Source organism: Caballeronia sp. LjRoot29 (genome assembly GCF_964252755.1).
In the GTDB taxonomy this organism is placed as follows: Bacteria; Pseudomonadota; Gammaproteobacteria; order Burkholderiales; family Burkholderiaceae; genus Caballeronia.
The window spans coordinates 23,246-47,647 of record NZ_CAXUPU020000004.1; the positions used below are offsets into that span (position 1 = coordinate 23,246).

General features: G+C 60.1%; 23 protein-coding genes. 14 read left to right on the forward strand and 9 right to left on the reverse strand.

The genetic code is table 11. From position 1 onward, the window contains the following. Positions 1–399 precede the first annotated feature (399 nt). The 6 genes from ACSQ83_RS05890 (at position 400) to ACSQ83_RS05915 (ending at position 7,733) form a co-directional block, all read left to right on the forward strand. Positions 400–2,100 (forward strand): peptide ABC transporter substrate-binding protein, encoded by a 1,701-nt coding sequence (locus tag ACSQ83_RS05890; RefSeq protein WP_436227507.1) that lies wholly within the window; start codon positions 400–402, stop codon positions 2,098–2,100. 92 nt (positions 2,101–2,192) lie between these two features. Next, entirely contained in the window at positions 2,193–3,113 is a 921-nt protein-coding gene (locus ACSQ83_RS05895; protein ID WP_299709629.1) for an ABC transporter permease subunit, read from the forward strand. Positions 3,114–3,143: 30 nt separating this feature from the next. Further along, positions 3,144–4,046: an ABC transporter permease subunit gene (locus tag ACSQ83_RS05900; protein ID WP_299709631.1), complete on the forward strand. Its 903-nt coding sequence runs from the start codon at positions 3,144–3,146 to the stop codon at positions 4,044–4,046. Positions 4,047–4,051: 5 nt separating this feature from the next. Further along, the gene (locus tag ACSQ83_RS05905; protein ID WP_414966728.1) at positions 4,052–5,050 is read left to right on the forward strand and encodes an ABC transporter ATP-binding protein; all 999 of its coding nucleotides are present in this window, start codon (positions 4,052–4,054) and stop codon (positions 5,048–5,050) included. Beyond that, the gene (gene oppF / locus ACSQ83_RS05910) at positions 5,043–6,026 is read left to right on the forward strand and encodes a murein tripeptide/oligopeptide ABC transporter ATP binding protein OppF (protein WP_436227508.1); all 984 of its coding nucleotides are present in this window, start codon (positions 5,043–5,045) and stop codon (positions 6,024–6,026) included. Before ACSQ83_RS05905 ends, oppF begins: the two co-directional genes overlap by 8 nt. A gap of 300 nt (positions 6,027–6,326) precedes the next feature. Further along, positions 6,327–7,733 (forward strand): OprD family outer membrane porin, encoded by a 1,407-nt coding sequence (locus tag ACSQ83_RS05915; RefSeq protein ID WP_436227509.1) that lies wholly within the window; start codon positions 6,327–6,329, stop codon positions 7,731–7,733. Between the two features lie 76 nt (positions 7,734–7,809). Here the strand turns inward: ACSQ83_RS05915 and ACSQ83_RS05920 are convergent, their stop codons facing one another. The 5 genes from ACSQ83_RS05920 to ACSQ83_RS05940 form a co-directional block, all read right to left on the reverse strand. After that, positions 7,810–8,709, reverse strand: a complete 900-nt coding sequence (locus tag ACSQ83_RS05920) for an ABC transporter permease (RefSeq protein WP_414966726.1) — start codon at positions 8,707–8,709, stop codon at positions 7,810–7,812. Then, positions 8,706–9,536 carry an ABC transporter ATP-binding protein gene (locus ACSQ83_RS05925; protein ID WP_436227510.1) on the reverse strand — a complete coding sequence of 277 codons (831 nt, stop codon included), beginning with the start codon at positions 9,534–9,536 and terminating at the stop codon, positions 8,706–8,708. The genes ACSQ83_RS05920 and ACSQ83_RS05925 overlap by 4 nt, the downstream gene beginning before the upstream one ends. Positions 9,537–9,737: 201 nt before the next feature. After that, positions 9,738–10,799 (reverse strand): ABC transporter substrate-binding protein, encoded by a 1,062-nt coding sequence (locus ACSQ83_RS05930; protein ID WP_414966724.1) that lies wholly within the window; start codon positions 10,797–10,799, stop codon positions 9,738–9,740. 55 nt (positions 10,800–10,854) lie between these two features. Next, positions 10,855–11,730 (reverse strand): TauD/TfdA dioxygenase family protein, encoded by an 876-nt coding sequence (locus ACSQ83_RS05935; RefSeq protein ID WP_436227511.1) that lies wholly within the window; start codon positions 11,728–11,730, stop codon positions 10,855–10,857. A gap of 216 nt (positions 11,731–11,946) precedes the next feature. Beyond that, a complete protein-coding gene (locus ACSQ83_RS05940; protein WP_414954334.1) occupies positions 11,947–12,636 on the reverse strand; it encodes an HD domain-containing protein in 690 nt (229 codons plus the stop codon). Between the two features lie 275 nt (positions 12,637–12,911). Between ACSQ83_RS05940 and ACSQ83_RS05945 the strand changes: the two genes are divergently transcribed. Beyond that, complete coding sequence (locus tag ACSQ83_RS05945) at positions 12,912–13,883, forward strand: GlxA family transcriptional regulator (RefSeq protein WP_436227512.1); 972 nt, start codon at positions 12,912–12,914, stop codon at positions 13,881–13,883. Positions 13,884–14,030: 147 nt separating this feature from the next. Further along, positions 14,031–14,471, forward strand: a complete 441-nt coding sequence (locus ACSQ83_RS05950; protein WP_436227513.1) for a hypothetical protein — start codon at positions 14,031–14,033, stop codon at positions 14,469–14,471. A gap of 17 nt (positions 14,472–14,488) precedes the next feature. On the opposite strand, the gene ACSQ83_RS05955 is transcribed toward ACSQ83_RS05950, so the two are convergent. From ACSQ83_RS05955 to ACSQ83_RS05970, 4 genes are read right to left on the reverse strand one after another with little or no spacing between them, the layout of a single operon-like run. Then, positions 14,489–15,268, reverse strand: a complete 780-nt coding sequence (locus ACSQ83_RS05955) for an amino acid ABC transporter ATP-binding protein (RefSeq protein ID WP_414954337.1) — start codon at positions 15,266–15,268, stop codon at positions 14,489–14,491. 2 nt (positions 15,269–15,270) lie between these two features. Then, positions 15,271–15,936 (reverse strand): amino acid ABC transporter permease, encoded by a 666-nt coding sequence (locus ACSQ83_RS05960; RefSeq protein ID WP_414954338.1) that lies wholly within the window; start codon positions 15,934–15,936, stop codon positions 15,271–15,273. Positions 15,937–15,967: 31 nt separating this feature from the next. Beyond that, positions 15,968–16,714, reverse strand: a complete 747-nt coding sequence (locus ACSQ83_RS05965) for a transporter substrate-binding domain-containing protein (protein WP_414966721.1) — start codon at positions 16,712–16,714, stop codon at positions 15,968–15,970. A 60-nt stretch (positions 16,715–16,774) separates the two neighbouring features. Continuing rightward, positions 16,775–17,515, reverse strand: coding sequence for an IclR family transcriptional regulator (locus ACSQ83_RS05970; protein WP_436227514.1), 741 nt, complete (start codon positions 17,513–17,515; stop codon positions 16,775–16,777). A gap of 229 nt (positions 17,516–17,744) precedes the next feature. Between ACSQ83_RS05970 and ACSQ83_RS05975 the strand changes: the two genes are divergently transcribed. The 6 genes from ACSQ83_RS05975 (at position 17,745) to ACSQ83_RS06000 (ending at position 24,337) form a co-directional block, all read left to right on the forward strand. Further along, entirely contained in the window at positions 17,745–18,641 is an 897-nt protein-coding gene (locus tag ACSQ83_RS05975; RefSeq protein WP_414954341.1) for a LysR family transcriptional regulator, read from the forward strand. 124 nt (positions 18,642–18,765) lie between these two features. Further along, positions 18,766–19,188, forward strand: a complete 423-nt coding sequence (locus ACSQ83_RS05980) for a MarR family winged helix-turn-helix transcriptional regulator (RefSeq protein ID WP_414954342.1) — start codon at positions 18,766–18,768, stop codon at positions 19,186–19,188. Positions 19,189–19,251: 63 nt separating this feature from the next. Beyond that, positions 19,252–20,352 carry an HlyD family secretion protein gene (locus ACSQ83_RS05985; protein WP_436227515.1) on the forward strand — a complete coding sequence of 367 codons (1,101 nt, stop codon included), beginning with the start codon at positions 19,252–19,254 and terminating at the stop codon, positions 20,350–20,352. Further along, positions 20,349–21,923, forward strand: coding sequence for a DHA2 family efflux MFS transporter permease subunit (locus ACSQ83_RS05990; RefSeq protein ID WP_436227516.1), 1,575 nt, complete (start codon positions 20,349–20,351; stop codon positions 21,921–21,923). Before ACSQ83_RS05985 ends, ACSQ83_RS05990 begins: the two co-directional genes overlap by 4 nt. 8 nt (positions 21,924–21,931) lie before the next feature. Then, a complete protein-coding gene (locus ACSQ83_RS05995) occupies positions 21,932–23,335 on the forward strand; it encodes an efflux transporter outer membrane subunit (protein ID WP_436227517.1) in 1,404 nt (467 codons plus the stop codon). Positions 23,336–23,407: 72 nt separating this feature from the next. Further along, positions 23,408–24,337 (forward strand): LysR family transcriptional regulator, encoded by a 930-nt coding sequence (locus ACSQ83_RS06000; RefSeq protein ID WP_436227518.1) that lies wholly within the window; start codon positions 23,408–23,410, stop codon positions 24,335–24,337. Positions 24,338–24,402: the final 65 nt, after the last annotated feature.

The window sequence follows — 24,402 nt, forward strand, 5'->3', positions numbered from 1 at the left end:
CGAGCGGCGCGAACCTATACCCAAAACACATGGCCTATAACCACATGTGAGTGGATTCCACTTTATTGCTCTGAAATACTCCCGGCGAACTCGGTTCCGCCGTTGGTTCGTACGATATGTGTAAAGTTTTTTGAAGCTGATTGAAGGTGAGAGGTTAAGAGGGAATCGAATGCGCGAGAGGCGACGCACACAATGCCGATCCTCGAACGGTAGATTCGAAAGTGAAATGTTAGGTGGGCTAAGATGCTGGCCGCCGTTCGTCTGCTTCGGCACGCGAACCGCGGTACATAGCGACAAATAGCTACACATAACGGCACGCATCGCCATGTTGCGCAGGGTCAAAAGCCCTTATGCTCCAGCGCTGAGTGCTTGATGAACAGATAAATAATAAGGATTCCCATGACGTTGTTTGCAGTTCGTGTTGCCCGTAGCACCCGCGTTGACGCGTTTTATCGGCCGGGCGATGCTGTCGATCGCCGCGTTTCCAGCAAGTGGCTCACCGTCATTGCCGCGAGTGTCTGCGTTGCAGCTGCAAGCACCGTTCATCTGGCTCATGCGGCTATCGTGCCGCCCGGCGTGCAGCTCGCGGCCAAGCAGGAACTGGTGCGCAACAACGCGTCCGAGGTCGAGACGCTCGATCCGAACCTGGCCGAGAGCGTGCCGTCCAACAACGTCACGCGCGATCTGTTCGAAGGGCTGACCGCAACCGATGCCGACGGCACCGTCGTGCCGGGCGTAGCGGAAAAATGGGAGCAGAAGGATGCAACCACGTGGATCTTCCATCTGCGAAAGAATGCGAAGTGGTCGAACGGCGAGCCGGTTGTCGCGGGCGATTTCGTGTACGGATGCCAGCGTCTGGTCGACCCGAAGATTGCTTCGCCGTACGCCAATACGTTTGGCATCTTCTTGCTGAACGGTGCTGACATCGTGGCGGGCAAGAAGTCGCCGGACACGCTGGGCGTACGCGCAATCGACCCGTACACAGTCGAGATCAAGACGCCTTATCCGGTGTCGTTCATCCCGGAACTGATGTCGAATACGAACCTGGGTCCGCTGAACAAAGCCACCGTCGACAAGTACGGCAAGGACTGGACCAAGCCCGGCAAGCTCGTAAGCAACGGCGCGTTCATGCTCAAGGACTGGCAGGTGAACAACAAGCTCGTGCTGGCGCGTAACCCGCAATACTGGGACGCAGCCCACGTGCAGTTGTCGCAAGTGACGTACCTTCCGGTCGAAAGCGAGACCACGGACATCAAGCTGTTCCAGTCGGGCGACAACGACTGGGTGTATCAATTACCGTCCGGCATGTACCCGAAATACAAGCAGCAGTTTGCCGCCGACATGAAGATCGCACCCATGCTCGGACTGCGCTACTACTCGTTCAACAACAAGGACCCGTTGCTCAAGGACGTGCGCGTGCGTCAGGCGCTTTCCATGGTGATTGACCGCGATATCCTCGCGCAACGCGTGACCGCGGACGGTCAGATTCCCGCGTATGGGGTTATCGTGAAAGGTGTGAAGGGTGCTGACGTGACGGCCTACGACTGGTCCACATGGCCGATGGACAAGCGCGTCGACGAAGCGAAAAAGCTCCTCGCGCAAGCAGGCGTAAAGCCGGGCACGACGCTGCACTTCGCGCTGAACACCAGCGACTATCACAAGAAAATGGCTATTTTTGCGGCCTCCGAGTGGAAAACGAAGCTCGGTCTTGACACCCAGATCGATGCAATGGAATTCAAGGTGCTGCTGAAGAAGCGTCATACCGGCGACTACCAGATCGCACGTAACGGCTGGGTCGCGGACTATAACGACGCGACCACGTTCCTGCAACTCGTGCAGTGCGGTTCGGACCAGAACGACAGCGGCAATTGCAATCCCAAGGCCGACGCGCTGATCAAAGAAGCGAACGAAACCACGGACCAGGTTAAGCGCACGCAGTTGCAAACGCAGGCCGCGAAGCTGGTGATGGATGACTATCCGATCCTGCCGCTGCTGCAATACACCACGGTCCGGTTGGTAAAAAGCTATGTGGGCGGATATTCGGTGAAGAATCCGATGGACCGTTATCGCAGCAAGGACATGTATATCGTGGCGCATTGAGCACCACGCCGGCCTGCCAAACCTATCCAGCAAACAGCAAGAGGCGGTTGCCGTGACGTGCTTGGTCACGGCGCCGCCAGGAGAGATGTCCCATGTGGTCTTATACGTTGAGGCGCGTGCTGTTGACAGTGCCTACGCTGCTGATTGTTATTACAGTGTGCTATCTGCTGCTGCACGCTACGCCGGGCGGCCCGTTCGACGGTGAACGCAAGGTGTCCGCCGAGGTGCTCGCCAACTTGCAGGCGAAATACCATCTTGGCGAGCCGCTGTGGAAGCAGTATTTGCTGTATCTCAACAGTTTGCTGCACGGCGACCTGGGGGCATCGTTCCGATACGCCGACTGGAGCGTCAACGACCTCGTGCTGCGTGCGTTGCCGGTGTCGCTGACTATTGGCGGTGTATCGATGGTGCTCGCTATTGTGTTCGGTGTGGTGCTCGGCATTGTCGCCGCGCTGTATCGCAACAGCCCGGCGGATTACCTGCTGATGATCATAGGCAACGCGGGGAGTGCGTTCCCTTCGTTCGTGATCGGACCAGTGCTGATCCTCGTGTTCGCCATCCTGCTGAAATGGCTGCCTGCCGGCGGCTGGAACGGCTTTCATGTGCGCTACATGGTGCTGCCCATCGCGCTGCTCACCATCATCAACGTGGCGACCGTGGGGCGCGTGACACGCGGCAGCCTGATCGAAGTGATGAACACCAACTACATTCGAACCGCTTACGCCAAGGGCTTGTCGCGCTGGACGGTCGTGCTGCGCCATGCGCTGCGGCCGACCATGATTCCCGTGGTGTCGGTGATCGGTCCGCTCGCGATCGGCTCTATTACGGCAGCAGTGGTGACCGAGTCCGTGTTTTCGTTGCCGGGAATCGGCAAGCTGATCGTGAACGGTGCGGCCAATCGTGATTACACGCTCGTGCTGGGACTGGTCGTGCTGGTGACGGTGGTCGCGGTCCTGCTCAATCTGCTGGTCGATCTCGCCTATGCGTGGCTCGATCCGAAAATCCGCTACTGAAATAATGAGTCAACCAGCATGAGGTCCGTAATGAAACAAGGAACGCTCGTCCCCGCGCTCGAGAGCGTGCTGGCCGTGCCGGTGGCAGGCCGCAGTCCCTGGCAGGACGCCCGGATGCGCTTTGCGCGCAACAAGGCCGCCGTGGCCAGTCTCGTGATCCTGCTGCTGATCACGCTGGCCTGTGCGATCGGCCCCATGCTGCTGCCGAACGCCTTCGATTCCACCGACTGGAACATGATGAGTTCCACGCCAACGTTTGCCAACTGGCACCTGTTCGGCACCGACGATACCGGCCGCGACCTGCTCGTGCGCTGCCTGATTGGCGGCCGCGTCTCGCTGATGATCGGCGGGCTCGCCACGCTGACGTCCGTCACGCTCGGCATTGTGTGGGGCGCGATTGCGGGCTTCGTCGGCGGCCGCGTGGACAACGCCATGATGCGTATTGTCGACATGATGTACGCAATCCCGTACCTGCTGATCGCCATCCTGATGGTCACGCTGCTCGGTCGCGAGTTTTACCTCGTGGTACTTACGATTACCGTGTTTTCGTGGATGGACATGGCGCGTGTCGTACGTGGCCAGACGCTCGCCATCCGCTCCAAGGAATACATCGAAGCGGCGCGTGCTATTGGCGTTTCTACCAGCGGCATCATCCTGCGGCACATCGTTCCGAACCTGCTCGGCATTGTCGCTATTTACACAACGGTTACGGTTCCTGGCGTTATTCTTACGGAGTCCGTGCTATCGTTTCTTGGACTCGGCGTTCAGGAGCCCATGACCAGTTGGGGCGTGCTGATTCAGGATGGCGTTGGCGTGATGGAAACGGCACCCTGGATCCTCCTGTTCCCGGCGGCGTTGTTGTCGGTAACGCTGTATTGCATCAACTTTGTTGGCGACGGTCTGCGCGACGCGCTCGACCCGAAGGATCGGTAAGCACCATGTCACTGCTCAAGGTAAATAATCTGGAAGTCGCCTTTGACTCGCCCGACGCCGTGGTCCGCGCAGTCAACGGCGTCAGTTTTGACCTGGAGGAAGGCAGCACGCTGGGCATTGTCGGCGAATCGGGTTCGGGCAAGAGCCAGAGCGTGCTCGCCATGCTCGGGCTGCTGGCGACGAACGGCCGTGCAAAGGGCAGTGCGATCTATCAGGGTGAGAACCTGCTGACCATGCCGGCGAAAAAGCTGAACCGCATTCGCGGCAACAAGCTTTCCATGATCTTCCAGGACCCCATGACGTCGCTGAATCCGTATCTGACAATCGAACGCCAGATGACGGAAGTGCTTGAGCTGCACAAGAACATGACGCGCCGCGCCGCGAAGAAGCGCTCAATCGAAATGCTGGAAGCGGTGCGCATTCCCGAAGCCGCGCATCGAATTGATCAATACCCGCATGAACTGTCCGGCGGCATGCGCCAGCGCGTGATGATCGCCATGGCGCTGCTGTGCGAGCCGCAAGTGCTGTTTGCCGACGAACCGACCACCGCGCTCGACGTCACCGTCCAGGCGCAGATCCTTCAGCTCCTGCGCAACCTGCAACACGACTTCGGCACGGCGATCGTGCTGATCACCCATGACCTCGGCGTGGTCGCCGGTCTGTGCGAACAGGTCATGGTCATGTACGGCGGCCGCGTGATGGAACAGTGCAATGCAGACAACCTGTTCGCGCGTCCTTCGCATCCCTATACCATCGGTTTGCTGCGCGCATTGCCGCGGCTCGACCAGAGCGACGCGCCGCTAGTCGGCATTCCGGGCAACCCGCCAAACATGGCGCATCCACCGTCGGGATGTCCGTTCCAGGAGCGCTGCATAGATGCAAGCCAGCGGTGCGCTGAAGCAGTCCCGCCGCTCGAATCGTTCGGCGGCGACACCACCTGGCTGCGCGCCTGCAATCGCCCGGTCGAAGAGATGAAGTCGTTGCACGAGGTGGCCCATGTCTGAGCAAACCATCCTGTCAGTACGTGACGTCCGGGTTCATTTCAACGTCAAGGCGAAGAGCAAGTTGCCGTGGGCGCCGTCGCGCACGCTGAAGGCCGTGGACGGCGTGAGTTTCGATCTGAAGGCCGGTGAGACGCTCGGCGTGGTCGGTGAATCGGGCTGCGGCAAGTCAACGCTGTCACGCGCCATCCTCAATCTCATACCCGCTACGCAGGGTGAAATCGTGTGGATGGGCAAGGATCTCAGCGGCGCCACGACGAAGGAGTGGCACAGCGTGCGCGCCGACATTCAGATGATCTTCCAGGACCCGCTTGCTTCGCTCGATCCACGCATGACGGTTGGGCAGATCATTGCGGAGCCGTTGCGCGAACATCGGCCGGGCATGTCGAAGGACGAAATGAACCAGCGGGTGCGCGCGATGATGGCGAAGGTCGGCTTGCGCGAGCAGATGATCAACCGCTACGCGCACGAATTTTCGGGTGGGCAATGCCAGCGGATCGGGATTGCACGTGCGTTGATCGTGGAGCCGAAGCTGATCGTCTGCGACGAACCGGTGTCGGCGCTCGACGTTTCGATCCAGGCGCAGATCGTCAACTTGCTCAAGTCCTTGCAGCAGGAAATGAAGCTCGCGCTGATTTTTATCGCGCACGATCTGGCCGTGGTCAAACACATCTCGGATCGCGTCATGGTCATGTATCTCGGCCACGTCATGGAGCTCGCCGACAAACGTTCGCTCTATGCGCGTCCGCGGCATCCGTACACGCGCGCGTTGCTATCGGCGGTGCCGGTGCCGAATCCGGCTATCGAACGGACGAAGGTCGTGCAGATCCTGTCCAGCGATATCCCCAGTCCGATCAATCCTCCAACGGGTTGCGTCTTTCACACCCGTTGTCCTATAGCGGAGGCGCGTTGTTCGGTCGAAGTGCCACCGCTGCGCACGCTTGAACAGGGAGTCGCTGCAGCCTGCTTGCTGGCCTGATTTTTTGCTTGATTGTTTCCCGATCAAGCGCCTGATTTAACCGCCGATTCGACACCCCTGGCAGGGCCGATGGCCTCCGTTCTTAACGGAAGCCAGGGAGTCGTTCGGCCAATCGAGAAACTTTCGTCGTCGCCTTAGTCCCTGTAGTACCCGTAGTCCCTGTGTTTCCCGTAGTTCCTGCCGTCACAACCCTCCGGTGAGTCGTTCCGACCTCGGCGTGTGCTCTCGCTCGCGCTGAAAATATATGAGAACGGCCATCGGTCCTTTACTCGCTGCCCATAAGAATTAAGAGACAAGCAAATGAAACAACAAAAGCGCTCGATCGCTCTATCTCTAATTGTTTTCACTGGTTTGATTTCGCCGAGCCTGCCCGCTTTTGCGGACGATGATGATGTTTCAACACGGCATACCGAGGCGCCGCCTAGTTCTCCACCGAATTCCGAAGCGGACGCGCCGATCAGTAATCAGTCGAAGTCTCAGGGGTTTATCGAAGATTCACATTTCAATCTTTTGTTTCGCAGTTATACCGAACACCTCGAAGGAGTAGGCATTCAGAAGAAGGACGCATCGATTCTTGGTAATCAGGCGGTGTTTGAATCGGGGTATACGCGCGGGTTATTTGGTGTAGGTTTCGACGCCTCGCTGTTCAGCGCGTTCAAGCTGAATGGCGGACAAGGTGCCGGTAACCGCGTGCATTTGAATCACGATGGGCAAAGTGGTCAAAATCAGCTCGCCTGGACCTACCCGGGCGTGTGGGACGTGAAAGCGCGGGTATCGAATACAGTTGTTAAATATGGTCAACAGTTATTCGATAATCCCTTTCTCGTTCCCCACGATAACCGCGCATTGCCGCCAACGTACCGGGGTGTTTCTCTTGCGAGCGACGAGATCAAGAACCTGACGCTCAAGGCGGGGAGCGTGGACGCGGTGCTGGCGCGAGGCCAGACCAGCGTCTCGTCGTTGTCGACCGAATACGGCGGGACTCACTTCAGCCGCTTCACGTTCGCAGGCGGTGACTACACGCCCAATGACGATACGGCCGTGTCGTTATACGGCAGCCGCGCGGAAAATGTGTGGGATCAATATTATCTTTCGCTCTCGCACAGTATTGGAGATCCATCGCAGATTCGCTGGACAGGCGGGCTGACCTATTACTACACGCATGACGTGGGGCAGAGTCGCGAAGGGTCCATCAATAATCACGCGTATAGCTTGATGCTCTCGGGTACGCACAACGCGCATACGGTAGCGGTCGGATTCCAGCAGATCGCGAGCAATCAGTTCTTCGATTATGTCGGGCAATCGGCGGGTGATTATCTGGCGAATTCGCTCGACGTTGATTACAACGCGCCGCACGAAAAATCCCTTTCGCTCAGCTATACGGTCAACATGAGCCGTTACGGTGTTCCGGGTTTGAAAGTGACCGCGTGGACGGCGTATGGCTGGGGTGCGGATGCGTCGGACATGGCGAATCGATACGCCGATCCGTCGAACTCACTGCATGATCTCTACTGGAAGAATGGTGAGCCGGTCCATGGCACCCATTACGAATTTGGTGTGATCCCGTCTTATACGTTCGGCTCTGGAAAGCTGAAGGGAACGACTGCAAAGTTCTATTACATGCATCATCACGGCGGTACGTACTACTCGGATTCCAGTAGCGACGTTTATCGTTTGATGGTGAATGTCCCGGTTAATATATTCTAGAAGCGTGTTTTGAATTCAGCCCGCCAAGGTTCGCCCCGGCGGGCTTTTTTTGAGCTCGTTCGCAGCCCAAGCCCCTCTAACGCTGCACACCCCATCGACGAACCGTAAGCCGTTCGAAGGTATCGAAGACAAGGTGCTCGACGACCAGACCGATCACGATCACCGCTGCCAATCCCGCAAATACGCGATCCGTATATAGCTCGTTACGGTTCTGAAAGATGTACCAGCCGAGACCGCCATTTCCGGAGCTGGCGCCGAATACCAGTTCCGCGGCGATCAACGTTCGCCATGCAAACGCCCAGCCCACGCGAAGCCCGGCGAGGATCGAAGGCAAGGCTGCGGGGACCAGGATCAGCAGTACATGCCGAAGCCCCTTCAGTCCGTAGTTGCGGCCGGTCATGCGCAGCGTTTCCGGTACCGATTGAAAGCCGGAATAGGTGTTCAACGCGAGCGGCCACAGCACCGAATGCACCAGCACGAACAGCAGGCTGCCTGTGCCCAGGCCGAACCACAACAACGCCAGTGGCAGCAGCGCAATGGACGGCAACGGGTTGAACATGGCGGTCAACATGGACAGCAGGTCGCGGCCAAAGCGCGTGGACACAGCAAGCGATGTCAACACGAATGCGAGCGCCACGCCGAGCAGATACCCTCGCAACAGCACGGACAGGGAGATCGCCGTTTTGGCGATGAGTTCGCCCGACCAGATGCCCTGCACGAACGCGATCAATGTGTCGGTGAAGGTAGGCAGCAGCAGGTCGTTGCCAACCGCACGCGCGGCCACTTCCCAGATTCCGATCAGCACCAGGGCGATCAACGTCTTGCGCAACCACGTCTGATTTGAGAGCCGCTTGCCGAACGGTAACGGCGCCTCCACGGCGACATCCTGCAGCGGTTCGGGAATGCGTTCGTATTCTTCGCGAACCGGTGGCGAGAGCGCGGCAGCGTCGAACGAGGGAATGGTCGGCGTGCTCATTGAGCCACCTCCGTGTCTTCAAACAGCAGCCGATGAATGCGCGCAACGCTTTGCTGAAAGTCGTTGCGCCCCGAGCTGTCCTTGGTGAATTGATGGCTGTTCAATTCGGCGCGCACGCGGCCGGGATGCGGCGTCAACAGCAATATCCGGTTGCCGACAATCAACGCTTCTTCAATCGAGTGCGTGACGAACAGCAGCGTGAAACTCGCCTCTTCCCACAAGCGCAGCAGTTCCTCCTGCATCTTGCGGCGCGTGAGCGCATCGAGCGCGGCGAACGGCTCGTCCATCAGCAGCACGCGGGGTTGCGTCGCGAGTGCGCGAGCGATCGCCACGCGCTGTTTCATGCCACCGGAAAGTGTGTGCGGGTAAGCATCGGCGAAAGCGGTGAGGCCCACTTTATCCAGGAAGTGCAGGGCCCGTTCGCGGGCTTCCGCACGGCTCAGTTTCTTCGCGACACGCAATGGAAAGGTCACGTTTTGCAGCACGGTTTTCCATGGCGGCAACTGATCGAATTCCTGGAATACGACAATGCGATCAGTGCCGGGACCTCGCACGATTTTGTCGTCGATACGGATGGTGCCAGCAGTCGGTTCGATAAAACCCGCGACCGCTTTCAGCAGCGTCGACTTGCCGCAACCCGATGGGCCGAGCAGCACGAAGCGGTCGCCGCCGTACACGTCGAAGCTGACTTCATGCGTCGCGCGCACGATGCGCTCGCGGGTGCGGTACTCGAGGCTGACGTTATCGACGGTGAGAAGCTTCGCGCTAGTCGCGGGAGCATTGCGGCTCCCGGGCGGCGGATATAGAACGGTAGGGTTGGCGGCCATGGCTGTGCATTCGTGCATAAAACACGACCATAGCGGGGCGGCACGCGCGCGTGAACCAATCATTGGGCATATTCAAAACACGCCGACGCATAAGCGGCGGTTTTGCCGTTTGATTGCCGCAATCGGATGTTGGAGCGAGGGTCAAAAAAACGCCTGCTGCGTCGCGGGCGTTCATGACACGCAGCCATGCAGCAGGCGGATTCAGCTACCGTTCCCAAGGGCCGGATCGGCGAAGAAATAGTCTTGCCATGTCTTCGGCTGATTCTTGATCGCGCCGACCCGGTACATGAACTGGGCAAGCCCAAGGGTGTTTTGCGGCGTGATCTTGAACTGCGTATCCGGGTTCTTGATGATCCCGATCAGCAGCTTGCGGTCGATCCTGGCGTTGTTCACGCGGATATAGATATCGGCAGCCGCTTCTGGATTCGCTGCGACGAAACGCGCGGCATCGGCAAGCGCCGCGATGAACGCGTGATACGTCTTAGGATTGTTATCGTGGAATTTTTCTGTCGCGTAGAGCACGGTGGACGAGCCGGGACCGCCGAGGACATCGTAGGAATTCAGCACGATATGGGCTTTCGGATTGCCCGCCAGTTCCTGTTCCTGGAACGGCGGATTGCCGAAGTGCCCGGTGATTTCCGTCCCGCCGGCAATGATCGCGGCGGCGGCATCGGGGTGCGGCACTGCTTGCGTCAGCTTGTCGAGACGATCGTAGTCCTTGTCGCCCCAACGCTTCGCAGCAGCGAATTGCAGCACGCGCGATTGCACCGACACCGATACCGCCGGCACTGCAATGCGGTCCTTCTCCGTGAAATCCGCGATGGTTTTCACGTTCGGATTATTCGATATCAGGAAGTACGGCAGATTGCCCAGCGAGGCTACGCCCTTCACATTCTGCTTGCCGTGCGTCCGGTCCCAGATCGTCATCAACGGGCCGACGCCTGCAGCCGCGATGTCGATGGAATTGGACAACAGCGCGTCGTTGATTGCCGCGCCACCCGATAACTTCAGCCAGTCCACCTTGATATCGACACCGGCTTTCTTGCCTTCCTGTTCGATCAATTTTTGGTCACGCGCAACGTTCAGCAGCAGATACACCACGCCGAACTGCTCCGCGATACGGAGCGTGCCCTCGGCGCGCGCGGGCGCGGGTGCCGCAAACGACGAGAGGGCAACGGAGACGGAGAGGAACGCGGCAGTGAACGAGCGCAGCGATGAACGGGAACCCCCGGGTCCCCGCCGAAAGAAGAGCGAAAGCGGCATTGAAAGTCCGAAGAGATTTTTTTGGAGTTTGATTTAAGACAGGGCGCTTGACCCCTCAGAACGGCGTATCGCCTTCAATCGTCGTTCGATACATCTTTCTGCGCAGATGATCCGGCGTGCCCGCTGCAAGGTGCATGAGCGAGCGGTTGTCCCAGAACACGAGGTCGTGTTCGCGCCAGACATGGCGGTAGATGTGTTCATCGCGAACGCTGTGTTCGAAGAGGGCCTGCAGCAGGTCGCGGCTCTCGTCTTCCGGCAAGCCGATCACGTGCGTGGTGAAGTGCTCACTGACGAACAGCGCCTTGCGGCCCGTTTCCGGATGCGTGCGCACGATCGGATGTACAACCGGTTTTACTTCCGCGATCTGTTCGGCTGACAGGTTGGGGCGCCACGGGCTGCGCTTTTGCAGTTCAGCGTATTTCGCCAGATAGGTGTGCTCGGCCGAGCGTCCCTTCACGGCATCGCGCAGTGCTTGCGGCAGCGTGTCCCATGCCAGATGCATGTTGGCGAACAGCGTGTCGCCGCCTTCGGCCGGCAATTCCTGCGCATGCAGCAAGGAACCGAGGCTCGGTGTTTCCTTGTATGAAAGATCCGAATGCCAGAAATGCCCGGCGTCGCCGAGACCGATCGGTTTGCCGTCTTCGAGCACGTTCGAGACAATCAGAATCTCCGGGTGACCGGTCAACTGGAACTGGCGCAGCACGTGGATTTGCAGCGGACCGAAACGGCGGCTGAAGCTGATTTGCTGGTCGGGCGTGATGCGCTGGTCGCGGAACACGACCACGTGATGATCGAGATGGGCTTGATGAATGCGCTTGAAATCGTCGTCGGCAAGGGGCTGACTCAGGTCGAGACCTGTCACTTCAGCGCCCAGCGGCGCGCCTTCAAACGGTGTGATTTCGATGGTCTGGTGCGGGGATAAGGTTGTCACGCGGGACTCGTCAATTCAATTCGGGGCGGGAACGCTGAGGTGAAGCGGCAAGACGTACCAAGAGAATACGCCGCAAAAGCCCTGCTTAGACCCCGAATCTAGAATCCCCTGACAACAACGTCAACGAACCAAATCCCATACGCTTATCTGTTTTAGCGATAAACAGGCCGCTCCAGTAGAGGCGCGGCCACTCAGGCTCCATTCAGACTCGCCGAATCACTGGTGGTTATGCGCCGGATCGCTGCAATGAGCGCAGCCGGCCGCGCTGTCATTCCACGACGAACTCAGGATCAGGCTGCAGAAATTCAGGCGCTTGTACGTGGGGTCCTTGAGCGCGAGGACATCCGCTTTCACGTTGCCGAACGTGGTCTCGGGCTTTTTGATCGTGCCGTGAGCGAACGCATCGATGATCCCTTCCTTGAAATTCACCTCACGCGGATGCACGGCAATAACCTGCTTGCGCTGCGACTCCGTGAATTCATCGTAGGCGAGTCCTAGCACGTCCATCTCCACGCCCGCCGTAACCAGCGCGACCACCGGCTTCTTGTGCTGCGGAATGCCCGGCGTCGTGTGCAATGCGATCGAATCCCACACTTGTTCTATGTCGTGCTCGTTAATGCCGTAACCCTTCAGGAAGTCGCGTGCGGCGTTTGCACCGTCCACTTCGAAGCGATCAGTCGTGCTGCTGTACGCATCGATCAGGCCCATGTCATGGAACATCGCGCCGATGTAAAGCAATTCCGCGTCGTAGGCGAGTTTGCGACGCTCGCCGGTCAGCGCGCCGAACAGGAACACGCGGCGCGAGTGGTTATAGAGCAGGTCCGGCTCGGTATCGCGGACGAGTTCGGTTGCGGCGCGCGCCATGGCGCTGTCGGGAATGTGGATGCCGGCGATGGTCGTGGTCATGTTGAATGCTCCTTGAATGTTGGGCTGTCCTCGATGTCGCGCTTGTTGTCGCGAACAGCTTGCTAAAATGCGCTGTCCGACGCGGGTCATCGGGAGAAACGAAAGGGTGTTGACGACGAATTCAGTGTCGCCGGACGTCGCCGCGGCCGCAATGCAATGGGTCCGTCGAAGTCTGCCAACCGCACGGCGTCTCCTGCCAAGTGCGTGAAATGCTTGAAAAATTGGCCCTTTCGCATGGGATCGCAATCAAATGCCTGGAACTGGAGAAAGACGTAATGCGTAGCGTCGCCATCGCGATTTTTCCGCAAGTGCAGGCGCTCGATGTCGCCGGTCCACTCGATGTATTCGCCGAAGCGAATGGTTTCGTCGAGCCGGGCGAAGGCTACGCAATCACAGTGGTCAGCGCGGAAAACGTGCCCGTGCGCGCGTCCAACGGCACGCGAATGCTGGCGGACGTTACTTGTGAAGCGCCGCAGCAGCATTACGACGTCGCCCTCGTGGCGGGCGGTCCCGGGCTGCCTTTCGATCCCCCCGATTTGCGCCTGAGCACGTGGCTGCGTGACGTGGCTTCTCGTTGCGAGCGCTACGGTTCTATCTGCACCGGCGCGTTCGCGCTGGGTCACGCCGGTCTGATCGATGGCCGTTATGTCACGACGCACTGGCAAAATGCGCCACAACTCGCACGGCAATTTCCGCTGGCCCGCGTTGAGCTCGACCGTATTCATATTCGCGACGGCAGCCTGGTGACATCGGCGGGCGTGACGGCGGGGATCGATGTTGCTCTCTCGCTGGTCGCTGAAGACCACGGGCCGCGGATCGCGCTCGCTGTCGCCAAACGTCTGGTGGTATTTGCGCAGCGCCGCGGCGGTCAGTCGCAATTCAGCCCGTATTTGAGTGCGCCCGCCGATGAAACCTCGCCGGCCGCGAAGGTGCAAGCCTACGTGATGGAGCATATCGGCGAACGGATGACGGTTGAAAAACTTGCGCAGATCGTGGGCATGAGCGAGCGCAATTTCGCGCGGGCGTTTGTTGAGGCAACGAGCGTGACGCCACATGATTTCGTGGAGCAAGCACGTATTGATGCAGCACGAAACGCATTGGAAAGCAGCGCGACGCCATTGAAAACGATCGCGTATGAGTGCGGTTTCGGCACGGCGGACCGCATGCGAATTGTGTTCAGGCAACGCCTGGGCGTGTCGCCGAATGATTATCGCCTGAGCTTTCAGAAGCTCGGAGCGGACGGTTGACGATGTAGGTACGAACGGTCGTGACCGTATGCTGGACCGCTTCATGCTCTCTTCGTACTGACGAATGACACAAGCGTCCGCGAGTGAGCCGATATCTTTGGTTTGTTCTCGAATGGATCGGCGCGGACCAATGAATCTGGAGATGTTATGAAAGATGCTTATGAACGACGTGCGCTATTGCTGCATCTGGGCGATGTGCTGGAGGCGCTGTCGTGCTTGTCGCGTGGCGGCCAGCGATACGCCGCACTCGGCGATGCAATAGCGCGCGAGGACTCGCTTGCCACTTTCACGTGGCTCGGATATCTCGATGCCGCCATGACCCCGCAACAGGTGAACGAACGCGCGACCGCCGCGTTTTTCCTGTGGCCGAAAACGCTCCTCGATCAAGACCTCAACCGGGCATTGCTGGCATCGACGGTGCAGCACGATCTTTTTGCAGGAAACGCGGAAGGGTGGGCGCGTTATGTCAGTGAGCGTAGAGCCGAGGTCGCGTGGTTTGCCGAAGGGCTGCCCGCACCGTCAGACGAACCTACGCCGGAATCGCGCTTTAGCCGGTGGCCCTGGCCGGCCGAGTCCGGCGCATCCTGAGGCCTTGGCGCTTCCGCTCAAGCCGCTTGTTCGCGCGACAAGACCGCTTGCAAGAAGCTGCGTGTGCGAGCTTCGCGCGGCGCCCCGAAAATCTGTTCCGGCGGTCCCGCCTCGATCACGCTGCCATGGTCCATCACCACGATCGTGTCCGCCACATCGCGCGCAAAGTTCATCTCATGCGTGACGATCAGCATGGTCATGCCTTCGCTCGCCAGCGCCTGCATGACCTGCAGTACTTCACCGACCAGTTCGGGATCGAGCGCGGATGTGGGTTCATCGAAGAGCATGACTTGCGGATGCATTGCAAGCGCCCGTGCAATCGCCACGCGCTGCTTTTGTCCACCAGACAAAGTGCCCGGATATACATCGGCCTTATGACCGAGCCCGACCTTCGCCAGCAGCGCGCGCGCTTCTGCGTCAGCTTCCGCCGCGCTCACGCGAGCTAGCGAACGCGGCGCGAGCGTGACGTTCTGCAGCACGGTCAGGTGCGGGAACAGGTTGAACGATTGAAACACCATGCCGACGTCCTTTCGGATCCGGTTCAGGCCGTTTTCATCGATCATCCGGCCGTTGTCAACTAGCGCATGGCCGCAGATCCGGACCGTGCCCTCTTCGGCCGTTTCCAGTCCATTCAAACAGCGCAGGAACGTGCTCTTTCCCGAACCGCTTGGCCCGATCACCACGATCACCTGAGAGGGCTGGACGTCCATATCGATACCGTTCAACACACGGTTGGACCCGAACGACTTCGCCAGTTGCCTGACTGAAACAATAGGCTCTTTGAGGGTTGTGCTCATGATCAGACTCTCCCGTCGGCACGCAGCGTTTTTTCTGTCTTGCGCAATGCCAGTGACGTCGCGCTCGTCAGAATCAGGTAGATAAACGCGATTACGATATACACCTCCAGCGACCGGTACGACACGCTGATGATCTTCTCGCCCTCGTGCATCAGGTCGTTGATCGTCAGCAAGGAGACCAGCGCCGAGTTCTTGATCAATGCAATAAACTCATTGCCAAGCGGCGGAATCATGCGCACGAACGCTTGCGGCAAGATCACCTTGCGCATCGACATTCGATAAGGCATCCCAAGCGATCTTGCGGCTTCCATCTGCCCGCGATCCACCGATTGAATCGAACCGCGCACGATCTCCGACACATACGCGCCGCTATAAACGCCGAGTCCGAGCACGCCGCAAGCAAACGCGGGCAGCATGATGCCGAACTGCGGCAGCCCGAAGAACAGGATGAAAAGCTGCACGAGCAAGGGCGTACCGCGTATGAACGTGAGATAGGCGGTGCAGATGCCATAGACCACGCGGCGCTGCGGCGCGAGCCTGCCAATTCCGACTAACAGGCCCAGCACGCAGCCCAGTACGAGCGAACAAGCCGTGACTTCGATAGTCGTCGCAGCGCCGGTTGCGAGTGCTTCCCAGCCTGCCCACACGGGCGAAAAATCGAGCGTCATCGGTTACTCCTCTCCGGTAAGATCTGTCGCGTTACTGCTTGCCGAACCACTTCGTCGCGAGCGCGTCGTAGGTGCCGTTAGCGCGCAGTGTCTGCAACGCCTTGTTCATCTGCGCGGTCAGCGCGGTTTCGTCCTTGCGCAACGCGAAGCCGTACAGCTCGGTCGTCAGCCCCTTATCAAGAACACGCACGTTGGGCTGTACCTTCGCGTATTCGACAGCGGCAGGGCGGCCGGTCACCGCGGCATCGGCGCGGCCGATGTTCACGAGATCAAACATCTCCTGGTTCTTCTCGACCTCCACGCGTTGCACCTTCGGAAAGTTGTCTTTCAGGAAGGCGACCGACTTCGTGCCGACCTGCACGGTGACTTTCTTGCCGTCGAGATCGGCGGGTGTCTTGATCGATGTGTCGTTCTTGCGCACCAGCACGACAAGACCACCCTTGTAGTACGGATCGGTGAAATCGACGACCTTGCGGCGCTCGTCCGTCATGTAGATACCCGACGCCGCAACGTCGAAGCGATTCGCGATCAGCCCCGGAATCAGCCCCTTGAAGTCGATATCCACCCATTGCACTTTCTTGCCCATGGTCTTCGCCAACGCTTCGATCAGCTCGATATCGAAGCCCGTGCGCTTGCCGTCCTTGACGAATTCGAGCGGCGGGAAAGTCGCGTCGGTTGCCACGCGAATGGTGTCATCGGCGGCGCGGGCGGCGGGCGCGGCGGCCACGCTGACTACAACGGCGAGCGCGAGGGCGGAAAGTATCTGGGTCAGTTTCATATTGGTTTCCTTGAGTGGCGTGGATAGTTTGGACTACGCGCGAAGTGAGAATTAAGGGGTTTAAAGTTTGTAGCTGATACGGTCTGCTGCCGCGCGCGTGAGCTGCGCCAGTTCGGCTTCACGTCCTGCAATGCGAGCAACGGGCGCCATCAAGGTGATGGTTCCTTCCAGTCGTCCCGCATCCGATATAAGCGGAGCGCTCACGCCCCAAACGCCTATATCGACTTCACTCTCGCTCGTTGCAAATCGCCGGCGGCGGATATCTTCCAGCTGCAGATGCAGCGCAGCGGCGCTTTCAGGGTCGTCGAGCGTGTTGCCGGCGATCACGGCATCGGCTTCTGCTTCAGGCAGGAAGGCGAGCAGCGCTTTCGCCGACGCGCCGCGTGTCAGCGGATGCGTGCGGCCGCGCGCGAACGAGCATCGCAGCGGCTGGTCGCTTTCGACCATCGAGAGGCAGACGACTGTGTCGTTGATCGGCACGAGCAAGCCGACACTCTCGCCGGTCCGCTGCACGAGCGCCCTGATTTCGTCGCGGCTTTGGGTTACGAGCTGCGCGTTCTGATCGAAACCCCACGCGAGTTGCACGCTGGACGGACCCGGTTCGAACAAGCCGGAATTCGCATGTTCCTGCAAGAGGCCCCATGCTTTAAGCGAGCCCAGCAGCCGGTACACCGTGGACAACGGCGCACCAATATCCTCTGCGATCTGCTTCGCGCCGATAGGCCTTCCCGCCCGGGCGACGCTGGTCAGCGCGTGGAGGACGCGGTCGATGACGGAGGACGATTTGACCGGCGGTTTCATGGCGAAAGTTTCTCTCGCCAATTCTCAAAGAAAGAAATCAATTCTCATTGGATGGGAAAATAGTTTGGAAGCGCCGCTTGTTTCCTCATTAGCGCGACGCGATGATCGGCAAAAAAGTCCGGCTTGCAGGAGAATCTGGGCGTTGCGATACAACATTGCCTGGCGACACAAGGCAAATTGCAAATCCCAGCGCAACACGCCAAGGACCGAGAACAATGGATTCAGAGACATGGACTATGTGACAAGCCTCAAAGTGTTCCGCGCGGTCGTGGAGGCGAAAAGCTTCACGCGCGCCGCTGACCTGCTTGGCGTGTCGCCTCCGGTGGTGTCGCGCGCCATCGCCACGCTCGAGCAGCGGCTGGGCAACCGGCTCTTTCATCGCACCACGCGCCACATCTCGCTGACCGAGACCGCCGAGCAATTCTTCCCGGGCTGCTCCCGCGTGCTGGATGAGCTTGACGCGCTGGAGGCGCAGGCGTCGGATCGCATGAGCGGTCCGACCGGCATGCTGCGGCTGGTCGCGCACACGACGGCAACGGTGAACCGGCTGGTCCCGCTGATCGCCACTTTCCGCCGGCGATACCCGCTGATCGGACTCGACGTCACCCTGACCGAGCGTCCGGTGGATCTGGTGGCGGACGGCTACGACCTTGGTGTCGTGCTGCCCTTCATGTTAACCAGTGACACCACCGTCACACGCCTGCTCGAACGCATTCCGCTCGTCATTGTGGTGACGCCTGGGTATCTGCAAGGCAAGCAGCGGCCGACGCATCCGTCCGAGCTTGCGGACCTTGAATTCGTCGCCATGCACGCGTCGATCCGCAAGCCCGTGCTCACGTTCCGCCTGAATGACGGCGAACAGATCACGGTGCCGCTGAAAGCCGACGTGACATCGAACAACGCGGTGCTCAACCGCGAACTCGTGCTGGAAGGTTTCGGCCTCGGCGTGTTGCCGGCCGCGCTGGTTCGCGACGAACTGGCATCGGGCGAACTGGTGTCGCTGCTGGACGACTTCGAGATCGTCGATGGCGCAATCGAAATCCGCCTGGCTTACAGCAGCCGCACCTTGCTGCCGGCGAAGGTCCGGGCGTTCATCGAACACGCTGCGGAATTCTTTGAAACCTGAGCGGGGCGGAAAAATTTTCAACTTCATTTCGCATCGATTTCGTTTCGATTGTTAACGGATTCGACATTAATTGATGCGCACAATAGCGGTTGACTACGTGCATATGCACACATAATCTGTGCACATGCACACACGCCCTCCACGACACGACGATTGTTTTGCGGTTCGCCAAGCCGCGCGTCATATCTCGCAGTTATACGAGCGGCATTTATCGGCGGTACAGATCACGCCGACGCAATTCAGCATCGTCTCCGCGCTTGATCGCGTGGCCGACATGACGATGGCGGAACTCGCGCAGGCCATGGTGATGGAGCGCACGACCCTGGTCCGCGTGCTGCAGCCGTTGCTGCGCAACGGGCTTGTCATGTCGACGATGGGCGGACCTTGCCAGCGCCGTTTGCAGTTGACGCTGACCGAAAGCGGCCGGACCAAGCTGGCCGACGCGCTGCGGCACTGGCAGGCAGCGCAAGAAGAATTCGAGGCGAAGTTCGGGCGCCGGCAGGCGGCACGCCTGCGGCGCGAACTATTTCGCCTGACCAGCGAGTGACCCGTCAGAAAAGAAAGCCACGCACCCGCATAACCCATTCGATGCAACCAACAGGACTCACCGATGACCACACCTTCCACGCCGCTTGCCTCCACTGCCGCGCCGACGGCTGAGCGCGAAGCACGGCGGCCTTTCCGACTCGGCTGGATGCCGCTCGCGATTATCGCGGTGGTGGTCGTGATCGCCGCTGCAACCACCTACTGGTTCACCGTGTTGCGTTTCGTTCAAAGCACGGACGACGCGTATGTCGGCGGCAACGTCACGGTGATGGCGCCGAAGGTCAACGGTTTCGTCACCGAACTGCTCGTCTCCGATAACCAGCGCGTGAAGGCGAACCAGGTGCTGATCCGGCTCGACTCACGCGATTACGACGCACGGCTCGCGCAGGCCAATGCCGACGTGCAGGGCGCGCGCGCCGCCGTCGCGGAACTTGAAGCGAAGCAGCAGTTGCAGGGCGCCGTGATCAACCAGAGCCAGGCGCAGGTGCGGGCATCGGCTGCAGAAGTCACGCGCAGTGCGTCGGACCAGGCGCGTTACCGGCAGCTCGTCAAGGACGAAGCGGTATCGAACCAGGTGGTCGAACGCGCCGATGCGGATTTCCTGAAGGCTCGCGCCACGCTCGATAACAGCAACGCAGCGGCGCTCGCTTCGCAGCGGCAACTCGCCGTGCTTGCCGCACAAATAGACGACGCCCGTGCACGTGTTGCGACCGCTGAAGCGTTGCGGCGCATTGCCGAACTGAACGTGGAGTACACGACCATCCGCTCGCCCGTGGATGGATACGTCGGCAACCGGACGGCGCGGGTGGGCATGCTCGCCAACACTGGAGCGTCGCTGCTGACAATCGTGCCGACTGATGGCTTATGGGTCGATGCAAACTTCAAGGAAGACCAGCTCAAGAAGATGCATGTGGGCGATCGCGTCGATGTTGAACTCGATGCCGCCAGCGGGACCTTCCCGGGTCATGTGGAGAGCCTCGCGCCGGCGACCGGTGCGACCTTCAGCGTCTTGCCGCCTGAGAACGCGACCGGCAACTTCACGAAGATCGTGCAGCGCGTGCCAGTGCGGATTCGCCTCGACGTACCGAAGGACAAGCAGGACGTCCTGCGCGCCGGCCTCTCTGCGACCGTGAAGGTACACCTCGACAGCGCGAGCCGTTCATGAGCCCCGCCGTTCCACTGAATCCCGCCGATCAGCCCACCAGGCAGCGTGTTTTTGCGTTCGCGCTGATGTGCCTGGGCTTCTTCATGGCGACGCTGGACATCCAGATCGTGGCGTCGTCGCTGAAGGATATTGGCGGCGGTTTGTCGGCTAGCCAGGACGAACTTTCGTGGGTGCAGACGTCCTACCTGATCGCGGAAATCCTCGTGATCCCGATGTCCGGCTGGCTCTCCAAAGTGTTCTCCACGCGCTGGCTGTTCGTGGCCTCCGCGGTCGGCTTCACCATCACGAGCATGCTGTGCGGCCTCGCGTGGGACATCAATTCGATGATCATTTTCCGCGGACTGCAAGGCGCGCTCGGTGCAGCAATGATCCCGACCGTCTTCACCACGGCGTTCGTGCTGTTTCCCGGCAAGCAGCGGCTGATTGCATCGACGACGATCGGTGCGCTCGCGTCGCTTGCGCCTGCGATCGGTCCGGTGATCGGCGGATGGATCACGTCGCAATGGTCATGGCACTGGCTGTTTTATCTGAACCTCGTGCCGGGACTGGTGGTGGCGATCATGGTGCCGAAGTTCGTGCATATCGACGAACCCGACTTGTCGTTATTGAAGAAGGGCGACTATCTGGGTATCGCGTTGATGTCGGGGTTCCTCGGCTGCCTTGAATATGTGCTGGAGGAAGGGCCGCGCAAGAACTGGTTCGGCGACGATGTAATCGTCACCTGTACGTGGATTTCCGCCATCTGCGGCTTCCTGTTTTTCGTGCACGCGTTCACTGCAAAAGATCCCGTTGTCGATCTGCGCGCGCTCGCGGTCAGGAACTTCGCGATCGGCTGTTTGCTGTCGTTCGTGACGGGTATCGGTATCTTCGTTGCAGTGTTTCTCACGCCGCTGTTCCTGAGCCGCGTGCGTGAACTGGATTCGCTGCAGATCGGGATTGCGTTGTTGTCGGTGGGCGTGTTTCAGTTGCTTGCGCTGGGCGCTTATGCATTCGCCTCGCGTCTCGTCGACATGCGCTGGTGTCTGCTCTTCGGCCTCGTGTGTTTCGGTGCGGGATGTTATTTCTACGTGCCGCTCACGAACGACTGGGGCTGGCAGCAACTGCTGCTGCCACAGGCGCTGCGGGGGATTGGCCAGCAGTTCGCCGTGCCGCCAATCGTAACCATGGCGCTGGGCTCGCTGCCGCAATCGCGCCTGAAGTCCGCGAGCGGCCTGTTCAACCTGATGCGTAATCTTGGTGGCGCGATCGGCATTGCGGTTAGCGCGACCATGCTCAACGACCGGCTGAATTTCCACTATCTGCGCATCAGCGAACGCGTCACTACAGGTAGTCCGGAGACCGAAGCGTTCTTGTCCAGGCAATTCGCGCACTGGGGATCGGTGGCCGGCGATGCGCTCAACGCGACTAACGCGGGCCTCGCCAACCTGCACGCGCTGGTGTTCCGGGAAGCACTCGTGATGACCTTCTCCGACACCTTCTACGTACTCGCGATGTGCTTTGCCGTCGGCATCGTCAGCGTGCTTTTCGTGCGGCCTATCGGCGCTGCGCCGCCTTCTCCTGACGCTCATTGAGATCGACCATGTATAAGATTTTATTGGCACTGGCAGCGAGCATGACGCTCGCGGCGTGCGCGGTGCAACCCGCGAGCCATGCGGATTTACCATCGACTGTCCAGTCAATAGCGCCCGCAAACTGGAGCGCCGACGCTCCCCAAGACACCGTGGATGCCGCCGCGTGGTGGGAGCAATTCGGCGATCCCGTGTTGCATGAGCTGGTGAGTTCGGTGCTGAGCCAGAACCTGGATGTGCAGGCAGCACTGGAGCGGGTAAATCAGGCACAGGCCGTGACGACGCAGCGTCGCGCGGCGCTTTTGCCGGAGCTTGACGCGAACGCGACCGCAGCGGATGAGCGCCAGAACACGCCGCCGCCGCTGGGCTATGTTCGTCAGGCAGGTTTTGGCCTGACGCTCGGCTGGACGCCCGACGTATTCGGCGGCGAGCGCCTTGAACTGCTGGCGGCCCAGGCGCAATTGACGGGCCGTCAACACGATGTCGATGCGCTGCGTCTCGCGCTCGCGGCTAATACGGCGTCGGCGTATGTGGATCTGCGCTGGGCGCAAAGTGAACAGAAGATCCTGCGGGACAATATCGCGATCCGGGAACGTGCACTCCGGCTGACGCAGGAACGCATGCAATACGGGCTTTCGCCGCGACTTGACGTCACTCGCGCACAGAACCAGTTGAGCGAGTTGCAAGCGCGCTTGCCGCGTGCCGACGCTACCGTGCAGCATCAGCTCAGCCTGATCGCGGTGTACTCGGGGCGCACGCCTGAATCCGTCGATACCCTCGTGCTCGCCACGCCCGGGACCATCCCGACGCCGTCAAACGCCGTGCCGCAGATGCTGCCTTCGGAGGCGTTGCTGCGCCGTCCCGATGTCCGCAGTGCCTACGCCGAGCTCACGCAACGCGCGGCGGAAGTGGGCGTCGCGCAAGCGGATCGCTATCCGAAGTTCTCGCTGCAACTGACCGACGGTTTGCTGGCATCGTCGTATCTTGGCTTGCCCACGCTCACCGATAACCTCTTTAGCGCGGCACTCAATGCGACCAGCCCGATCTTCAACGCCGGGCGCATTACAGCGGGCATCGAGCAGAGCCAGAGCCGCATGCGCGAGTCCGATCTGCGCTTGCGCCAGACCATGCTGCAAGCGCTTAAAGACGTGGAAGACACACGTACCGATCTCGTCAGCACATCGGAGCAGGCGGACCGTTTGAAGGACGCATTGCAATCCTCTGACCAGTCGCTGCGCCTCTCCACGCAACTTTATAAGGGCGGTGCGAGTGGTTTCCTCGATGTCCTCGCGGCGCAGGAAGCGTATCTGGAGGACTCGGATGCGCTGAACCAGGCGAAGCGTAAGCACGCGCTGGCAGCGGTCGCGCTGTACCGTTCTCTCGGCGGCGGGTGGAGCGAAGCAAAGCAAGAATAAGGCGTGGTGCGGGCCTCGGGTAACATCGGGCATCTTTTGTGTTCACCTTGCTTACCCGTCCGAACCCACCCGATGGCACTCAAAAACCTCTTGAGACGGCTTGACCTGACCACGCTGCAGCTGTTCCTCGCGGTCTACGAGGAGGGCACGCTTACCCGGGCGGCCGAGCGCGAGGCAATCGCTGTATCGGCTGCGAGCAAGCGCTTGCTCGAACTCGAACAGGCCGTGGGAGCATCGCTGTTCGTGCGCCGGGCACGCGGCATGGAGCTCACGCCCGCAGGCGAAACGCTGCTGCATCATGCGCGCCGCGTGCTGCGCGATGTCGAGAACATTGGCATTGAATTAGCCGAGCACGCGGCCGGCGTGCGCGGTTATGTCCGCATGATGGCGAACCTTTCTGCCATCGTCGAATTCCTTCCCGAAGACTTGCGCGCATTCTTCTCGATGAACGAGCGCATCAAGCTCGACCTGGAAGAGCGCCCGAGCAGCGGCGTGGTGCAGGGCATTGCCGACAGCCTCGCCGATGTCGGCATCTGCTCGGGCGAAGCCGATACACGCGGCCTCGATGTCTCGCATTACCGGCATGATTCGCTGGTCGTGGTGATGCGCGAAGATCATGCACTCGCGGGCCGCGAGCAGGTCACGTTCATCGAAACGCTGGATAGCGACTATGTCGGTCTCCATGCGGCCAGCTCGATCAATTTGCGTACGCAAACGGCCGCGCGGCAGGCGGGTAAACCATTGCGGTTGCGCATCCAGGTGCCGGGTTTCGATGGCGTCTGCCGCATGGTGCAGACGGGGCTAGGCATCAGCGTGCTGCCGCTGAAGGTCTTCAATACAGTAGGCCGCCCGCTCGGGCTGACGGCCGTTACGCTCGATGAAACCTGGAGCCGGCGCGACCTGATCGTCGTGGTACGCGATGTTGCCGGGCTCCCGCCAGTCAGCCGGATGCTGTTCGATCATCTGTGCGCCGTAGAGCACCAGGAACAGAACGAAGCCTGAGCGTTCGCCGTTCGCGAACGGTCATTGGCGAAATGCGGTTGGACGCAGCGCGTTGCCCGCTCCTA

What these genes read in the sequence shown, in the direction of transcription:
- ACSQ83_RS05890 (WP_436227507.1), top strand. Translation starts at nt 400, where the DNA reads ATGACGTTGTTTGCAGTTCGTGTTGCCCGTAGCACCCGCGTTGACGCG.
- ACSQ83_RS05895 (WP_299709629.1), top strand. Translation starts at nt 2,193, where the DNA reads ATGTGGTCTTATACGTTGAGGCGCGTGCTGTTGACAGTGCCTACGCTG.
- ACSQ83_RS05900 (WP_299709631.1), top strand. Translation starts at nt 3,144, where the DNA reads ATGAAACAAGGAACGCTCGTCCCCGCGCTCGAGAGCGTGCTGGCCGTG.
- ACSQ83_RS05905 (WP_414966728.1), top strand. Translation starts at nt 4,052, where the DNA reads ATGTCACTGCTCAAGGTAAATAATCTGGAAGTCGCCTTTGACTCGCCC.
- oppF (WP_436227508.1), top strand. Translation starts at nt 5,043, where the DNA reads ATGTCTGAGCAAACCATCCTGTCAGTACGTGACGTCCGGGTTCATTTC.
- ACSQ83_RS05915 (WP_436227509.1), top strand. Translation starts at nt 6,327, where the DNA reads ATGAAACAACAAAAGCGCTCGATCGCTCTATCTCTAATTGTTTTCACT.
- ACSQ83_RS05920 (WP_414966726.1), bottom strand. Translation starts at nt 8,709, where the DNA reads ATGAGCACGCCGACCATTCCCTCGTTCGACGCTGCCGCGCTCTCGCCA.
- ACSQ83_RS05925 (WP_436227510.1), bottom strand. Translation starts at nt 9,536, where the DNA reads ATGGCCGCCAACCCTACCGTTCTATATCCGCCGCCCGGGAGCCGCAAT.
- ACSQ83_RS05930 (WP_414966724.1), bottom strand. Translation starts at nt 10,799, where the DNA reads ATGCCGCTTTCGCTCTTCTTTCGGCGGGGACCCGGGGGTTCCCGTTCA.
- ACSQ83_RS05940 (WP_414954334.1), bottom strand. Translation starts at nt 12,636, where the DNA reads ATGACCACGACCATCGCCGGCATCCACATTCCCGACAGCGCCATGGCG.
- ACSQ83_RS05945 (WP_436227512.1), top strand. Translation starts at nt 12,912, where the DNA reads ATGCGTAGCGTCGCCATCGCGATTTTTCCGCAAGTGCAGGCGCTCGAT.
- ACSQ83_RS05950 (WP_436227513.1), top strand. Translation starts at nt 14,031, where the DNA reads ATGAAAGATGCTTATGAACGACGTGCGCTATTGCTGCATCTGGGCGAT.
- ACSQ83_RS05955 (WP_414954337.1), bottom strand. Translation starts at nt 15,268, where the DNA reads ATGAGCACAACCCTCAAAGAGCCTATTGTTTCAGTCAGGCAACTGGCG.
- ACSQ83_RS05960 (WP_414954338.1), bottom strand. Translation starts at nt 15,936, where the DNA reads ATGACGCTCGATTTTTCGCCCGTGTGGGCAGGCTGGGAAGCACTCGCA.
- ACSQ83_RS05965 (WP_414966721.1), bottom strand. Translation starts at nt 16,714, where the DNA reads ATGAAACTGACCCAGATACTTTCCGCCCTCGCGCTCGCCGTTGTAGTC.
- ACSQ83_RS05970 (WP_436227514.1), bottom strand. Translation starts at nt 17,515, where the DNA reads ATGAAACCGCCGGTCAAATCGTCCTCCGTCATCGACCGCGTCCTCCAC.
- ACSQ83_RS05975 (WP_414954341.1), top strand. Translation starts at nt 17,745, where the DNA reads ATGGACTATGTGACAAGCCTCAAAGTGTTCCGCGCGGTCGTGGAGGCG.
- ACSQ83_RS05980 (WP_414954342.1), top strand. Translation starts at nt 18,766, where the DNA reads ATGCACACACGCCCTCCACGACACGACGATTGTTTTGCGGTTCGCCAA.
- ACSQ83_RS05985 (WP_436227515.1), top strand. Translation starts at nt 19,252, where the DNA reads ATGACCACACCTTCCACGCCGCTTGCCTCCACTGCCGCGCCGACGGCT.
- ACSQ83_RS05990 (WP_436227516.1), top strand. Translation starts at nt 20,349, where the DNA reads ATGAGCCCCGCCGTTCCACTGAATCCCGCCGATCAGCCCACCAGGCAG.
- ACSQ83_RS05995 (WP_436227517.1), top strand. Translation starts at nt 21,932, where the DNA reads ATGTATAAGATTTTATTGGCACTGGCAGCGAGCATGACGCTCGCGGCG.
- ACSQ83_RS06000 (WP_436227518.1), top strand. Translation starts at nt 23,408, where the DNA reads ATGGCACTCAAAAACCTCTTGAGACGGCTTGACCTGACCACGCTGCAG.